The organism is Paraburkholderia polaris, assembly GCF_012927345.1.
Taxonomy (GTDB): domain Bacteria; phylum Pseudomonadota; class Gammaproteobacteria; order Burkholderiales; family Burkholderiaceae; genus Paraburkholderia; species Paraburkholderia polaris.
On the sequence record NZ_JABBGJ010000043.1, the window covers coordinates 1 to 14,771 of the forward strand.

At 61.4% G+C, this 14,771-nt stretch carries 13 protein-coding genes and 2 pseudogenes; 2 read left to right on the forward strand and 13 right to left on the reverse strand.

Features of this window, described 5'->3' with window-relative positions:
- From HHL24_RS32770 to HHL24_RS32790, 5 genes are all read right to left on the reverse strand, one after another.
- A partial coding sequence (locus tag HHL24_RS32770) for a helix-turn-helix domain-containing protein (protein WP_169489456.1) occupies positions 1 to 191 on the reverse strand: 191 nt, incomplete at its 3' end.
- Between the two features lie 281 nt (positions 192 to 472).
- On the reverse strand, positions 473 to 1,291 hold the full coding sequence (locus HHL24_RS32775; RefSeq protein ID WP_169489457.1) for an ABC transporter permease subunit: 819 nt from the start codon (positions 1,289 to 1,291) through the stop codon (positions 473 to 475).
- On the reverse strand, positions 1,291 to 2,220 hold the full coding sequence (locus HHL24_RS32780) for an ABC transporter permease subunit (protein ID WP_169489458.1): 930 nt from the start codon (positions 2,218 to 2,220) through the stop codon (positions 1,291 to 1,293). Before HHL24_RS32780 ends, HHL24_RS32775 begins: the two co-directional genes overlap by 1 nt.
- Complete coding sequence (locus tag HHL24_RS32785) at positions 2,217 to 3,383, reverse strand: ABC transporter ATP-binding protein (protein WP_169489459.1); 1,167 nt, start codon at positions 3,381 to 3,383, stop codon at positions 2,217 to 2,219. Before HHL24_RS32785 ends, HHL24_RS32780 begins: the two co-directional genes overlap by 4 nt.
- Positions 3,384 to 3,475: 92 nt before the next feature.
- A complete protein-coding gene (locus HHL24_RS32790; protein WP_169489460.1) occupies positions 3,476 to 4,576 on the reverse strand; it encodes a polyamine ABC transporter substrate-binding protein in 1,101 nt (366 codons plus the stop codon).
- Positions 4,577 to 5,248: 672 nt separating this feature from the next.
- On the opposite strand from HHL24_RS32790, the gene HHL24_RS32795 reads away from it, so the two are divergent.
- On the forward strand, positions 5,249 to 5,452 hold the full coding sequence (locus HHL24_RS32795; RefSeq protein WP_169489461.1) for a DUF1289 domain-containing protein: 204 nt from the start codon (positions 5,249 to 5,251) through the stop codon (positions 5,450 to 5,452).
- A 136-nt stretch (positions 5,453 to 5,588) separates the two neighbouring features.
- Here the strand turns inward: HHL24_RS32795 and HHL24_RS32800 are convergent.
- The 4 genes and pseudogenes from HHL24_RS32800 to HHL24_RS32815 form a co-directional block, all read right to left on the reverse strand.
- A pseudogene (locus tag HHL24_RS32800) lies at positions 5,589 to 5,759 on the reverse strand (OmpW family outer membrane protein); the annotation flags it as partial.
- Between the two features lie 204 nt (positions 5,760 to 5,963).
- Positions 5,964 to 6,128, reverse strand: a pseudogene (locus HHL24_RS32805) (nitronate monooxygenase); the annotation flags it as partial.
- Between the two features lie 156 nt (positions 6,129 to 6,284).
- Complete coding sequence (locus HHL24_RS32810; RefSeq protein WP_169489462.1) at positions 6,285 to 7,877, reverse strand: ABC-F family ATPase; 1,593 nt, start codon at positions 7,875 to 7,877, stop codon at positions 6,285 to 6,287.
- Positions 7,878 to 8,044: 167 nt separating this feature from the next.
- The gene (locus tag HHL24_RS32815) at positions 8,045 to 9,010 is read right to left on the reverse strand and encodes an NAD(P)-dependent oxidoreductase (protein WP_169489463.1); all 966 of its coding nucleotides are present in this window, start codon (positions 9,008 to 9,010) and stop codon (positions 8,045 to 8,047) included.
- A gap of 172 nt (positions 9,011 to 9,182) precedes the next feature.
- Here HHL24_RS32815 and HHL24_RS32820 point away from each other — a divergent pair, with 172 nt between their 5' ends.
- Positions 9,183 to 9,389 carry a dodecin gene (locus tag HHL24_RS32820; RefSeq protein ID WP_074283352.1) on the forward strand — a complete coding sequence of 69 codons (207 nt, stop codon included), beginning with the start codon at positions 9,183 to 9,185 and terminating at the stop codon, positions 9,387 to 9,389.
- Between the two features lie 251 nt (positions 9,390 to 9,640).
- On the opposite strand, the gene HHL24_RS32825 is transcribed toward HHL24_RS32820, so the two are convergent.
- The 4 genes from HHL24_RS32825 to HHL24_RS32840 all read right to left on the reverse strand — a co-directional run bounded on the left by HHL24_RS32825 (position 9,641) and on the right by HHL24_RS32840 (position 14,552).
- Positions 9,641 to 10,735: a BMP family ABC transporter substrate-binding protein gene (locus tag HHL24_RS32825; RefSeq protein ID WP_169489464.1), complete on the reverse strand. Its 1,095-nt coding sequence runs from the start codon at positions 10,733 to 10,735 to the stop codon at positions 9,641 to 9,643.
- Between the two features lie 79 nt (positions 10,736 to 10,814).
- Positions 10,815 to 11,744, reverse strand: coding sequence for an ABC transporter permease (locus HHL24_RS32830; protein ID WP_169489465.1), 930 nt, complete (start codon positions 11,742 to 11,744; stop codon positions 10,815 to 10,817).
- A gap of 18 nt (positions 11,745 to 11,762) precedes the next feature.
- Positions 11,763 to 12,869, reverse strand: a complete 1,107-nt coding sequence (locus tag HHL24_RS32835; protein ID WP_169489466.1) for an ABC transporter permease — start codon at positions 12,867 to 12,869, stop codon at positions 11,763 to 11,765.
- Positions 12,870 to 12,950: 81 nt separating this feature from the next.
- The gene (locus tag HHL24_RS32840; protein WP_169489467.1) at positions 12,951 to 14,552 is read right to left on the reverse strand and encodes an ABC transporter ATP-binding protein; all 1,602 of its coding nucleotides are present in this window, start codon (positions 14,550 to 14,552) and stop codon (positions 12,951 to 12,953) included.
- Positions 14,553 to 14,771 lie beyond the last annotated feature (219 nt).

Genomic DNA, 14,771 nt, shown 5'->3' on the forward strand with positions numbered 1-14,771 from the left:
TCCTGCTCCATGGCAGCGGGGGTCTTCGAAGGACTGCTGGCAGGGCGCCGGGATTGATCTGACAGCGCGTTCTCGCCGCGCCTGAGCCATTTGTAGCCGGTCTGCCGGCTGATGTTAAAGCGCTGGCACAACTCGGTCATCGTCAGCGTGTCCTGACTGGCCAGATGAACAAATTCCTGTCTGAGGCTCATGGTGTCTCTTGCGTTCCAGGGCATGGTCGGGACCGGGCGTTTTAATACCCGGAAGTGTCAACCATGTCCCCGCACACCTGTCAGCTATGTCTCCGGTCTATACACGGCGGCAAAGAGAAGTAAGTGCCTGCCCCGCACAGGGGCGACACTAATAGACCAATAACAATTCAAGGAAAGGCCAACGCCCCAGGCAGGCAGACAAGCGCAAGCAGGCAAACGAATCAAGGCAAGCCCAACGCCCCAGGCAAACAGACAAACAAGCGCAAGCAGGCAAAAAACCCCTACACCGCCATAACAGCCCTCTTCCTCTCAGCCCGCTGCATAAAATAATTAGCAGCAACAACACCAACCGTCACAACAGCAATAAACAACGTAGCCAGCGCATTCATCTCCGGATTCAACCCAAGCCGAACACGGGAGAAGACAACCAGCGGCAACGTAGTCGACCCAGGCCCCGACAAAAACGCCGACAAAACCAGATCATCGATAGACAAAGTAAACGACAACAACCACCCAGAAACCAGAGCCTGCGAAATCAACGGCAACGTAATGAAGAAAAACACCTTAAGCGGCGTCGCCCCAAGATCAAGCGCAGCTTCCTCAAGAGAAGGATTCAACTCCTTCACACGCGACTGCACGATGATGGCCACATAAGAAATACACAACATCACGTGCCCGATCCAGATCGTGAAAATGCCACGCCCGGCGGGCCACCCCAGCCACTTCGCCATTTCGATGAACAACAGCAGCAGCGAGATCCCCTGAATCACCTCGGGAATCACCAGCGGCGCATTGATCATCCCGGTATAGAGCGTAAAACCACGAAACCGCCCCATCCGGGCCAGAACAAACCCGGCCCACGTGCCGATAATCACCGAAGCAAACGCCGTCAGCAACGCCACGCGCAACGACAACCACGCAGCCGCGATCAACTCGTCATCCTGCAACAACGCCGCATACCAGCGCGTAGAAAACCGCGTCCACACCGTGACCAGTTGCGATTCGTTGAACGAATACACAATCAGACTCACGATCGGAATGTAGAGAAACAGAAACCCAATCCCCAAGGCAATGAACTGCAAAATCCGGTTCGGCTTCATCAGCGCCTTTCCTCCATCGCCTTCGCCTGCGCGTACTGGAAAAACGCCATCGGCACCAATAACAACAACACCATCGCGCACGTCACGGCAGACGCCATCGGCCAATCGGCATTGTCGAAAAACTCATTCCACATCACGCGGCCAATCATCAGCGTGTTCGCGCCGCCCAGCAATTCCGGAATCACGTACTCGCCTACCGCCGGAATGAACACCAGCAAACAACCGGCAATGATGCCGTTCTTCGACAGCGGCAAGGTGATCTGCCAGAACGCCCGCCACGGCTTCGCACCGAGATCGTAGGCGGCTTCCAGCAACGTCATGTCCATCTTCACCAGATGTGCATACAGCGGCATGACGAGGAACGGCAGGTACGAATACACCATGCCGATATAAACCGCGGTGTTGGTGTGGTACAGCTCGATCGGCGTATGGATAAGCCCGACCGACATCAAAAAGTTGTTCAGCAAGCCATTGTTCTTCAGGATGCCGATCCATGCATACACGCGAATCAGAAACGACGTCCAGAATGGCAGCATCACCGCCATCATCAGCAGATTGCGGCTCGCCGGACTCGATCGCGCAATGTAGTACGCCATCGGATAACCGATCAGCAAACACAGCAACGTGGATATCGCCGCGACCACCACCGAATTCACATAAGTCGCGAAATACAGGCTGTCGGTCAGCAGAAACGCATAGTGCGACAGATCCAGCGCGACGTGAATCACACCATCCGTGTACGTGGTGAGTTCCGTATAGGGCGGAATGCCAAGCTGCAAATCGGCGAAGCTGATCTTCACGACCAGCAGGAACGGCACGAGGAAGAACAGCAGCAGCCAGATGAACGGCCCCGCCACCACCGCGGTGCGGCCGGTCAGGTTGAAACGGCGCACCGGCCACGACGCGAAAGAACTGATCGAGCGCTTCATGACGTCAGCACCACGCCGGCCGATGCGCTCCAGCGCACATACACTTCGTCGCCCCACGTGGGCGGATCGATCTCCGTCAATGCAAGGCTCGTCACGTTGGCGATCACCGTTTTGCCGGCATCGAGCTTCACGTGATACAGCGAATAGCCGCCCATGTAAGCGACATTCGTGACGACGCCCTTGCCCCAGTTGTACGCGCCTTCAGGCGGCTTGCGCGTGAGCGCGATGCGCTCGGGCCGCACCGAGATCGTCACCGGCATGCCGAGCGGCCCGGTGATGCCATGGCTCACGTAGAGTCGGACCGGCAGATCGGCGGTTTCGATGAACACGTGATCGGGTTCGTCTTCGACGACGTTGCCGTCGAACAGATTGGTCGAGCCAATGAACTCGGCCGAAAAACGACAATTCGGATATTCGTACACTTCGTGCGGTGTGCCGAGCTGGATGATCTCGCCTTCACTCATCACGGCAAGACGGTCCGCCATCGTCATCGCCTCTTCCTGGTCGTGCGTCACCATCATGCAGGTCACGCCGACCTTGTCGAGAATGTTGACCAGTTCGATCTGCGTACGCTGACGGATCTGTTTATCGAGCGCGGACATCGGTTCATCGAGCAGCAACAGCTTTGGCCGCTTGACGAGCGAGCGCGCGAGCGCCACACGCTGCTGCTGACCGCCGGATAGCTGATGCGGCTTGCGCTTCGCAAAGCGGCCCATCTGCACGAGATCGAGCGCGGTCTGCACGCGGTCTTTCAGTTCAGACTTCGGCACGCCTTCCTGCTTCAGCCCGAAGGCGACGTTGGCCTCGACCGTCATGTGCGGGAACAGTGCGTACGACTGGAACATCATGTTGACCGGCCGGCGATAAGGCGGCAATTGCGCGAGGTCCTCGCCGTCGATCAGGATCTTGCCCGACGTGATCGATTCCAGGCCGGCCAGCATGCGCAACAAGGTCGACTTGCCGCAGCCGGAACTGCCGAGCAGCGCGAACAGTTCGCCCTTTTTCACCGACAGGTTGACCCCCTTGACCGCCGCGGTCTCGCCGAACTTCTTCACGATGTCGACGATCTGGACGAAATTCTCTGCTGCGTCGCCCGCTTCGGCGTTCAGGCCCGGGGACGGCGCGGCGGCCGCTGCCAGCGCGCCCGACTGGTCACTACTCATCACAATGCTTTACTCCGGCGTTTGACGAACAAAGCCCCCGGTGGACACCGAGGGCTTCATGATGATACTTACCCGTTCACTCTGACCGCGGATCAGCGGCCGGACTTGAATTCAGTCCACAGCCGCGTTTGCAGCCGCTGGATTTCCGGCGGCAGCGGCTTCAACAGGAATAGCGTCTTGATGACTTCAGGCGACGGGTACACCGCCGGGTCATTCGCCACGTCCTTGTCCACGTACTTGCGCGCTTCGAGGTTGGCGCTCGGATAGTAGACGGCGTTGGTGATCGCGGCGTGGACCTGCGGCGTTTCGATGTAGTTGATCCACTCGAGCGCGGCTTCCTTGTTCTTCGCGTCCTTCGGAATCGCCATCACGTCGAACCACACCGGGGCACCGCCCTTCGGAATGTAATACTCGATCTTGTAGGCCTTCTTCGCCTCAACCGCGCGATGCTTGGCGATCACGACGTCGCCCGACCAGCCGTACGCGAAGCACACGTCGCCGCCGACCAGATCGTTGATGTAGCCCGACGAGTTGAACTGCGTGATGTACGGGCGGATCTTCTTCATCATCTCGAGCGCGGCGCGATAGTCGGCCGGGTTCGTGCTCATCGGATCCTTACCGATGTAGTGAAGCGCGGCGGCGAACACCTGGTCCGGCGCGTCGAGCACGGACACGCCGCAGGCTTTCAGCTTCGAAATATTTTCCGGCTTGAAAAGGATGTCCCAGTTGTCGAGCGGCACATTCTTGCCGAGGATCTGCTGCGCCTTGGTGACGTTATAACCGAGGCCGGTCGTGCCGTATGCCCAGGGTACCGTGAACTTGTTGCCCGGATCGGCGCCGGCCACGAGGGCCATCAGCGACGGGTCGAGGTATTTGAGGTTCGGCAGCTTCGATTTGTCGAGCGGCGCGAAGATGCCCGCGGCAATCTGCTTACCGGCGTAATTGCTGGTCGGCACGACGATGTCATAGCCCGAATTGCCGGTGAGAAGCTTGGCTTGCAGCGTGTCGTCGCTGTCGTAGTTGTCGTATTTGACCTGGACGCCAGTCTGCTTGGTGAAGTTCGGAATGGTGTCCTTGGCGATGTAATCGGACCAGTTATACACGTTCAGCTGCGTATCTTTCGCAGCGGCCGTCAACCACGGCGTCGCGCACAAGACCAGCGCCGCCACCTGCCCCACTACCCGTCGTTTCATTCCGTTCTCCGATCCTGACCGGCCCGAGCCGGCCGTCTTCGCCCACGCCGCAGCACACCGCACGCGGCTCCCCTGAAAAACTCGAAAACTACCATTAATTATTGCGCGCACCAAAAAAAATACGGAGCTGTCGCGCAAACGGTACAGCGTAAGCCGCGCCGCCACAAAATGGCCGCAATTTTAGCGGGTTATCGGCGCGTGTCTACCCGAAAAAAACACCAGTGGCGGCCTCCGTGTTATCTCGTTGTCAAGTTGCGGCGGCCTCGCCGCGCCCGGTTCGCATCGGGGTGGTAGTCAGAGGCCGCTTTCCGCGAATTTTATGCCTTACGGCTAACCTTGATGCAAGCGTAAGCCACCCGTCGCGCCACGGTGCACAATGGCTCAGGGAGACTTGAAGACGGCGTCGCGCAACTCACGCAGACGTGCCGTGGCCTCACTGCGAAGTGATTTTGTAATCTTTCTCCCAGGCATTGCGCCATGACCTGCGACGCTGCCCGCAGTGGCATCACGCAGGTCATTGCGCGCTGAGGGGCGGGATTCGAATCGGGGCGAACGCGGCAGTGGATACTGCCAGCCGTGCATGCATCTGTGCCACGGCGAGCGCGGCGCCGAGGCGCAATCGCCGTATCGGTTAACATAGCGGCACTCCGCTTCTCCGCCCCAAGGTTTCCGATGGCTTCGAATCTCCACGATCTTCCCGACAGCCCGTGCATCGGTGTCTGTTCCACGCTTTTCGACGAAATCTGCAAAGGCTGCGGCCGCACCGCCACCGAAGTATCCAACTGGGTGTTCCTGAGCGACGAGGAAAAGCGCGCCGTATGGGTACGCATCGAGCAGGACGGCACTGCCATGCGTTTCAAGAACGACAAGCTGTAACCTCCTCGCGCGGCAGCCGTCCATATCGGCCCGCCTGTCGGCGAATTCGTCCCGCGATTGGGATTGAGATTGCAATAAAAAACGCCGGAAATTCCGGCGTTTTTGCATAACGAGCGCAGCTTCTCAAGCGCGGCAATCAGAACCGCATACCGACACCCAAACCGACCACCACGGGATCGATATTCAGCCGGCCGAGCGACTGACCGCCGAGCGTTGCGTCGGTGTGCATCCAGATCTTTTTGATGTCCGCGTTGACGAACAGCGACTTGGTCACCTGCACGTCCACGCCGGCCTGCAATGCGGGGCCAGCGCGCCCGCGCCTAGCAGACACGACGCGACGGCGGCGGCCTTGATTCTGTTCCTGAGCGAGTGCTTCATGTGCTTCCCCGAGTGTTTGTTTGCGTGCGGGGATTGTCGAAGGTCTCGTCAGGCTTCGCGTTGACCCGCGTCAACCCAGCGAGAACGTCCATCGCCCTGCGACAGCGGGTCGCGCCGCGCCGGTCAGCAGCAGTTCGATCAAATCGCGATGATGATGGCGCAGGTCAATGCTGGCGATGGTGCCGAGCACCCCCTCGCGGGCAACGCTGCCTGCCAGCCGGTGGGCTGAGACGCCGACGCCCCTACCACCTTGCACGATCGGAAGGAGTGAGCGGCCGCGGATAACGAGCGGTGAGATTTATGGCTCTTCCGTCGTGACGCTCGCGGGGCTGCGGATCAGTGGGCCTGCCGCGCGTAGACACACTGGAACCCATGCACAAGTCGCGCACCATGAAAAAAGCCCGCTTCGAAGAAGCGGGCTTTGCTCTACGCTATACCGTGAAGCAGGGAGCGCTTACTGCACGCCCTGGCTCGTCAGGAACTCTTCATAGTTGCCGCCGAAGTCGTTCAGCGTGCCATCGGTCTTCACTTCGATGATCCGGTTCGCGAGGCCGCTCACGAACTCACGGTCGTGGGAAACGAAAATCAGCGTGCCTTCGAACTTGTCGAGCGCGATCTGCAGCGACTCGATCGACTCCATGTCCATGTGGTTGGTCGGCTCGTCCATCAGCATCACGTTGTGGCGGCCCAGCATCAGCTTGCCCCAGATCATGCGACCCTTCTCGCCACCCGAGAGCACCTTGACCGACTTGCGGATGTCGTCAGCATTGAACAGCAGGCGGCCAAGCGTGCCGCGCACCATCTGCTCGTCGTCGCCTTCCTGGCGGTAGCCGTCGATCCAGTCCATCAGCGTGATGTCGTCCGGAAACTCTTCATACGTGTCCTGCGGCATGTAACCGATGTTCGCGTTTTCAGCCCACTTCACCGTGCCGTGATCGAGCGCAAGCTTGCCGAGCAGCGAACGCAGCAGCGTGGTCTTACCCGCGCCGTTCTCGCCGATGATCGCGATGCGCTCGCCCGGCTGCACGCTAATGCTGAAATCGTTGAAGATCTGGCGCTCGTACTTCTTCGAGATCTTCTCCGCCACCACGGCGATGTTATGCAGCTTCTTCTCGTACTCGAAGCGGATGAACGGGTTCTGCCGCGACGACGGCTTGAATTCCTCGATCTTGATCTTGTCGATCATCTTCAGACGGCTGGTAGCCTGACGCGCCTTCGACTTGTTCGCCGAGAAGCGGCGCACGAAGTCCTGCAGGTCGGCAACACGTTCCTTCGCCTTGGCGTTGGCGTTCTGCTGACGCTCGCGCGCCTGCGTGCTGGCCAGCATGTAGTCGTCGTAGTTGCCCGGATAGACCTTCAGCGTACCGAAGTCCATGTCGGCCATGTGCGTGCAGACCTGGTTCAGAAAGTGACGATCGTGCGAGATGATGATCATCGTCGAGTTGTACTGGTTGAGCACGTCTTCCAGCCAACGGATCGAGTTGATGTCCAGGTTGTTGGTCGGCTCGTCCAGCAGCAGCACGTCCGGCTTCGAGAACAGCGCCTGCGCGAGCAGCACGCGCAGTTTCCAGCCCGGTGCGACGTTGCTCATCGGGCCGTTGTGGTCTTCGATCGCGATGCCGATGCCAAGCAGCAGCTCGCCCGCGCGCGCTTCGGCGGTGTAACCGTCGTACTCGGCGAACTTCGCTTCGAGTTCGGCGGCGTGCATGTAGTCGTCGTCGGTGGCGTCCGGGTTCGCGTAGATCGCGTCACGCTCGGTCATCGCGGCCCACATTTCGGCGTGCCCCATCATCACGACGTCGAGCACGCGCACGTCTTCGTACGCGAACTGATCCTGGCGCAGCTTGCCGAGGCGCACATTCGGTTCGAGCATCACGTTGCCGGAGCTCGGTTCCAGATCGCTACCCAGGATCTTCATGAAAGTGGACTTGCCGCAGCCGTTCGCACCAATCAGGCCATAGCGGTTCCCTCCCCCGAATTTGACCGAGATGTTCTCGAAGAGGGGCTTTGGCCCGAATTGCATGGTGATATTGGCGGTAGACAGCACGGCGCGTCCTTAAATGTGATATCGGCGAACAACCCAATATTTTAGCAGGTTATCGCGAATTCGACCCACGCGGGCGCCGTGCTCCCGCGTTTTGGCGCCGCTTTCACGCTGCGCTCATGGTCGGCTCACGCACGGCTCATGCACGGCTCACGCCTCCCACCTGCCTTCTAGCCGCCGCGCGGCGTCTGCAAAACGTCGATGAAAGCCGACAGATCGGCCTCAGCAAGCCCCATCGCCGCGCCGAGTCGCAGCAGTTGCTGGACCGTCGACGAAACCGGCATCGGCGTGCCGGTCTCGTACGCCGTCGCGGCGACCGTGTCGATGTCCTTCTGGAACGTGCGCAATGCGCCGATCGGCGCGAGGCCGCTTTGCGTCATGCGCGGCACGAAAATCTGCAGCAGCACCGAATCGGCCCAGCCGCCGGCGAGGCCCTGAGTGAGCCTGACGGCGTCGATGCCGCTGCGTTGCGCAAGGCTCACCGCCTCGGCGATCGCCGCCACGGTCGCGGTGACGATGGTCTGGTTGCAGAGCTTGGTGGTCTGCCCCGCACCGACATCGCCCATGTGCGTGACGCGGGCTGAATACGCACCGAGGAGCGGCGTGACGGCCTCGACGTCCGCTACGGCGCCGCCTGCCATGATCGCCAGCGTGCCCGCCATCGCGCCGGCCACGCCGCCGGATACGGGCGCGTCGATCCAGCCGACGCTTGTGGCGCGCTCGCCCTTACCCTCGCGCTCCTGTCCAGCGTAGTCCCTGGCCGCGGCCGCGCCTGGCGCCGTTACGCCGGCAAACGTCGCCGCACGTCGCGCGAACGCCCTAGTCGCGGCCGGCGGAATGCTCGAGTGATCGACGATCCAGCGCACGCGTCTCGGCCCAACGGCATCCACGCTCAGCAGCCCCTCTGCGCCGAACACCGTTTCCTCAACCGCCGCCGCATCCGCGACGCACAGCAGCACCGCCTCGCATCGCGAAGCCAGTTCGCGTGGCGTATCGACCACCTTGGCCCCGTCCGCCAGCAACGCTTCCGCCTTGGTCCGCGTGCGATTCCAGACATGCACCGTATGCCCCACGCGCAGCAGATGCCGGATCATCGGCGCGCCCATCAGACCGGGACCGCAAAAACCAATTTCCACTTTCAAGCCTCGTCAGGTTTCAGATTGAGTTGCGCGGACATCATAACGGCCTCGCCTCGCCGCGGCATATCGGGCACACGATGTGCGGGATGACTCACTCATACGAGGGACGTCTGCGGCGATTCATTGCCTATACTTTTTGCACACCAACGAAGATCAAAGGAGGAAGTTCATGTCAGAACACGTCTACAAACAAATCGAACTGACCGGCTCATCGACCAAATCGATCGACGACGCAATCAGCACAGCGATTACAAAAGCGTCCAAGACGTTGCGCAATTTGCACTGGTTCGAAGTGACGGAAACGCGGGGCCAGATCGAAAACGACAAAGTCGCCTACTGGCAGGTGACCATCAAGGTCGGTCTGCGCATCGACTAACGCTTCGCCTGAAGCATCTTCGGCACATAAATTGAAGCAAAAAAAAGCTGCGTCCGTACTGGACGCAGCGCCTTAAAGCAGCGGTTGCTGAAACCGCCGCCTGGTCGATGGTTAATCGGTCATTCGCGCCCGGTCGATCGCGACCCCGTCGATGGCGACCCCGTCGATCGTTACTGGCTCGGTCGCAATGCGGTTGATCGCAACCCCGTCGACAGTTACGCGATTCGCTCGCGATGACCGCTAAAGCCGAATTACTTCGGCAGCGAGCCGTCCACGCCTTCCACGTACCAGTTCAGGCGTTGCAACTCCGGATCGGTCAGCGTCTTGCCTGCCGGCACCTTCACCGCGCCGGACTGATCCTTGATCGGGCCCGTGAATACGTCCCATTTGCCGCCTGCCAGTTCATCGCGCTTGGCCGCGACCTGCTTCTGCGCATCAGCCGAAATCGCCGACGTATTCAGGTCTTCAAGATTGACGGCCTTCTGCGGGATGCCCCACCACACCGGATCGTTCTTCCACTTGCCGTCCAGCACCTGCTGAATCGCCGCGTTGTAATACACGCCCCAGTGCGCAACCACCGAACCGAGATGCGCGTCAGGACCGAACTTCTTCATGTCCGAATCCCAGCCGAACGCATGCACGTGCTTTTCCGATGCAGTCGCGAGCGTCGCGCTCGAATCGGTGTTTTGCAACAGCACGTCGGCGCCCTGGCCGATCAGCGTTTCAGCGGCCTGCTTTTCCTTGCCCGGATCGAACCAGCTGTTGATCCAGATGACCTTGGTGTGAATCTTCGGATTCACCGAACGCGCGCCGAGCGTGTAGGCGTTGATGTTGCGGATCACTTCAGGAATCGGCACCGATGCGACGAAGCCGAGCGTGTTGGTCTTCGTCACGTAACCCGCGGCGACGCCGGCCAGGTAGGCGCCCTGGTACATGCGCACGTCATAGGTGCCGAAGTTCGGCGCCTTCTTGTAGCCGGTCGCGTGCAGGAACACCGTATCAGGGAAGTCCTTCGCGACCTTCAGTTCGAAATCCTGATAGCCGAAGCTCGAACCGATGATGATCTTGTTGCCCTTGTTCGCCAGATCGCGGAACACACGTTCCGAGTCGGCCGATTCCGGCACGTTCTCGATGCGGGTGATCTTGATCTTGTTGCCGAACTTCGCTTCGGCTTCCTTCGAGCCCTGATCGTGCGCGAAGGTCCAGCCGGCATCGCCAGGATTGCCGAGGTAGACGAACGCAACGCCCGGTGCGTCGGCCGCTTGCGCGGTTTGCGCGAGCGGCGCGGCGAGCGCCAGCGAGGCCGCGCCCCAAGCGAATGCGGTCAGCAGATTTCTTCTCTTCATGTTTTCTCCTGTCGTGTTTATCGATAGATTTGAAACGTGTGGTCGGTCACGTGCGAATACTCAGGTGAATACAACCGTGTCAGCCCGCCGAGAAAAACGGCTTGCCAAGAGACGCCGGTGCATTCAGACGAATCGTGTTCGGGTTGCGCGAAATCAGCACGAGCACGACGACAGTCGCGACGTACGGCAGCATCGCGAGAAACTGCGTCGGCACCGGCACGCCGATGGCCTGCGCGTAGAACTGCAGGCCGGTCACGGCGCCGAACAGCAGCGCGCCGATCAACAGACGCCCCGGACGCCATGTCGCGAACACGACCAGCGCGAGCGCGATCCAGCCGCGGCCCGACGTGAGTTGCTCCTGCCACAAGTGCAGGTTGACGATCGAGTAATAACCGCCGGCGAGCCCCGCCATGCCGCCGCCGAAGGCCACCGCGCCGTAACGCACGCCGACCACCGGAAAGCCGACTGAGTGCGCCACTTGCGGCGATTCGCCGACCGAGCGCAGCACGAGACCCGCTCGCGTGCGGTACAGGAACCACCAGATCACCGCGAACATCAGGAACGCGAGGTAGTCGAGCGGCGTAAGACTGAAAAGTGCGGGGCCGAGCACCGGAATCTTCGAGAGACCGGGAATGGTCCACGTGTCGATCGTGGCGCGCACGGCCGCCGACGTATACGGCTTGCCGACATACGCAGAGAGGCCAATGCCGAAGATCGTCAGCGACAGGCCGGTGGCGACCTGGTTGGCAAGCATGGTCAGCGTGAGAAAAGCGAACAGCATCGACATCGCGAGACCCGCGCCGATCGCTGCGACCACGCCGAGCCACGGGTTGCCGGTAATGGCGGTGACCGCGTAGCCGGTCACGGCGCCCATCAGCATCATGCCTTCGACGCCGAGGTTGAGAACGCCCGACTTCTCGGCGACGAGTTCGCCCGCGCCCGCGAACATCAGCGGGATCGCGGCGGTGACGGCGCTCGAGGTGAGCGCGCTGGCTTGTTGAATATCCATGGGGATCCGCCGGGAAAATCAGTGGGCTTGCGCGGCGGCGGAGCGCCGGCGCACGCGATAGTTCACGAACAGGTCAGCACCCAGCAGGCAGAACAGCAGCAGCCCCTGGAACACGCCGGAGAGCGCTTGCGGCAATTGCATCGAGGTCTGCACCGCTTCGCCGCCGAGGTACAGCAGCGCCATCAGGAGGCTCGCGAGCACGATGCCGACCGGATGCAGCCGTCCGACGAACACGACGATGATCGCGGTGAAGCCGTAACCCGGCGACCACGTCGCCTGCAACTGGCCGATCGGACCGGCGATCTCGCCCATACCGGCGAGGCCCGCCAGACCGCCGCTGATCAGGAGCGACGTCCAGATGGTTTTCTTGTCGGAGAAACCGGCGTAGCGCGCGGCGAGCGGCGCGAGACCGCCGACGTTCATCCGGTAGCCCGCGAAGCTTTTGCGCATGAAGAGCCACACGCACGGAATCGCGATCAGCGTGATGAACACGGACGCGTTCAGCCGCGTGCCGCGCAGCCATTTCCAGTGCCAGTCGCCGGAGAACGTCGGGTACAGTGCATCGCCGCTGAACATCTCCGAGAGCGGGAAGTTCATGCCCTGCGGATCGCGCCACGGGCCGCTCACCAGATAGATCAGCAACTGCGTGGCCACATACGTGAGCATCAGGCTGACGAGAATCTCGTTGGTGTTGAAGCGGCTCTTCAGCAGTGCCGGGATCGCGGCCCACGCCATGCCGCCGAGCACGCCGGCGACCATCATGGTCGGCAGAATCCACCAGCCGGTGGCCTGATCGAAATAGATCGCGACGCCGCTGGCGGCGATGCCGCCGAGCAGCATCTGCCCTTCAGCGCCGATGTTCCAGACGTTGGCGCGATAACCGATCGCGAGGCCAAGGCCGATCAGGCACAAGGGTGAAGCCTTCAGCAACAGTTCGGACCAGCCGTTCACGCTGGAGAGCGGTTCGATAAAAAAGGCGTGCATAGCTTCGAGTGGATCCCGGCCGACCAGGCTGAAGATCAGGAAGCCGATCGCGAGCGTGAGCAACGCGGCGATCAGCGGCACGGCAAGCTGCATCGTGCGTGAGGGCGTCGTGCGTGCTTCGAGTCGATACGGAAGAATCATGGGAGCGTGTGCTTATGTGTGTGCTTATGTCTGGTTCTTGTGCCTAACGTCGATCAGCTATCCGATCGCGCCTCGATCTGATCAGGCATGCGCCGGCTGTTCCGCCGACGGCGCCGTGCCCTCGCGGTCGCCGAACAGGCCCGCCATCCAGCGGCCGATTTCCTCGGCGTTGGTCGCGCCTGTGGCGCGTACCGGCGACAGTCTGCCGCCCGCCAGCACCGCGATGCGATCGCAGATGTCGAACAACTCTTCCAGCTCTTCGGAGATCACCAGAATCGCCACGCCTCGGGCAGACAGGTCGAGCAACTGCTGACGAATAAACGCTGCCGCGCCGACGTCAACGCCCCAGGTCGGCTGCGCGACCACCAGCACCTTGGGCGCCTGCAGAATCTCGCGGCCCATGATGTATTTCTGCAGATTGCCGCCGGAGAGACTTTGCGCCAACGCTTCCGAGCCGCCGCAACGGACGTCGAAGGCTTCGATGCAACGCCTCGCGAAGGCACGCATCGCGCCCGCCTTGATCCAGCCGGAGTTCACCATCTGCTGACGATGCGCCGTGAGCAGCGCGTTTTCCGACAGCGTCATCGCCGGCACTGCGCCGCGGCCGAGCCGCTCTTCCGGCACGAAACCGAAACCGAGCGAACGCCGGCCGCCTGCGCCGAGGCGCCCTGCCGCCTTGCCGCAGATCGTGACCGCGTCGGCGCGCGTGCCGCGCTTTTCACCTGAAAGTGCCGACAGCAATTCGGCCTGCCCGTTGCCCGACACGCCCGCGATGCCAAAGATCTCGCCGGCATGCACGCCGAACGACACATTATTGAGCGAGGTGCCGAACGGATCGTCGCTCTCTACCGACAACTGCTTCACATCGAGCAGCACCTCGGCCGGCTTGTGTTCACGGCGCGTGTAGTCGGGCAGCGAATGGCCGACCATCAACTGCGCGAGCGACGCATGCGTTTCTTCCTTCGGCGTCACGTGACCGGTCACGCGGCCGCCGCGCATCACCGTGGCGGTGTCGCACAATTCCTGGATTTCGTCGAGCTTGTGGCTGATGTAGAGGATGCTGCAACCTTCTGCCGCGAGGCGCCGCAGCGTCTCGAAGAGCTTGCGGACCGCTTGCGGCGTGAGCACCGAAGTCGGTTCGTCCATGATCAGGAGACGCGGGTTCTGCAGCAGGCAACGCACGATTTCAACGCGTTGCCGCTCGCCCACCGTCAAGCTGTGCACATGACGTTGCGGGTCGATGTCGAGGCCGTAGTCGGCGGAAACTTCGCGGATACGCCGCGCAAGCGTCTTCAGATCGAATGGTTCGTCGAGCGCGAGCGCGATGTTTTCGCCGACCGTGAGCGTCTCGAACAACGAAAAATGCTGGAACACCATGCCGATGCCAAGCTTGCGCGCCGCCGCCGGGCTGGCGATCTCGACCGGCTGGCCTTCCCAGCGAATCTCGCCGGCGTCGGGCCGCACCGCGCCGTAGATGATTTTCATCAGCGTGCTTTTGCCGGCGCCGTTTTCGCCGAGCACGGCATGGATTTCACCCGGCGCGACGATCAACGTGACGTCGTCGTTGGCGCGTACGGCCGGATACTGTTTGGTGATGCCCTGAAGCATCAACCGGGGCGCCGCCTGTTCCGGCCTGCTTGCCGGCTGCGCGGCGGCGCCGTCGCTATAAGAAGAGTCGCTCATGTGATTCCGTAGTACGTCAGAGACTGCCGGTTAGAGCGCGTCCGCCCGCCCTGTCAGCAGGCGATCCGTCACCACAACCGGATGACAATACCTAAATCGACCCAGTCAGTCGAGCCGTCAAAATTCCCCGCAAACCCGCGCCGCAGCGTGCTCTGCGGGTATCCCACTCTTGACGTGGCTTTGTGTTCATATTAAAACGCATATATACCCACGCCCGTT

Excerpts from the sequence above, each read along its gene's own strand:
- HHL24_RS32775 (WP_169489457.1), bottom strand. The coding sequence starts at position 1,291 with ATGAAGCCGAACCGGATTTTGCAGTTCATTGCCTTGGGGATTGGGTTT.
- HHL24_RS32780 (WP_169489458.1), bottom strand. The coding sequence starts at position 2,220 with ATGAAGCGCTCGATCAGTTCTTTCGCGTCGTGGCCGGTGCGCCGTTTC.
- HHL24_RS32785 (WP_169489459.1), bottom strand. The coding sequence starts at position 3,383 with ATGAGTAGTGACCAGTCGGGCGCGCTGGCAGCGGCCGCCGCGCCGTCC.
- HHL24_RS32790 (WP_169489460.1), bottom strand. The coding sequence starts at position 4,576 with ATGAAACGACGGGTAGTGGGGCAGGTGGCGGCGCTGGTCTTGTGCGCG.
- HHL24_RS32795 (WP_169489461.1), top strand. The coding sequence starts at position 5,249 with ATGGCTTCGAATCTCCACGATCTTCCCGACAGCCCGTGCATCGGTGTC.
- HHL24_RS32820 (WP_074283352.1), top strand. The coding sequence starts at position 9,183 with ATGTCAGAACACGTCTACAAACAAATCGAACTGACCGGCTCATCGACC.
- HHL24_RS32825 (WP_169489464.1), bottom strand. The coding sequence starts at position 10,735 with ATGAAGAGAAGAAATCTGCTGACCGCATTCGCTTGGGGCGCGGCCTCG.
- HHL24_RS32830 (WP_169489465.1), bottom strand. The coding sequence starts at position 11,744 with ATGGATATTCAACAAGCCAGCGCGCTCACCTCGAGCGCCGTCACCGCC.
- HHL24_RS32835 (WP_169489466.1), bottom strand. The coding sequence starts at position 12,869 with ATGATTCTTCCGTATCGACTCGAAGCACGCACGACGCCCTCACGCACG.
- HHL24_RS32840 (WP_169489467.1), bottom strand. The coding sequence starts at position 14,552 with ATGAGCGACTCTTCTTATAGCGACGGCGCCGCCGCGCAGCCGGCAAGC.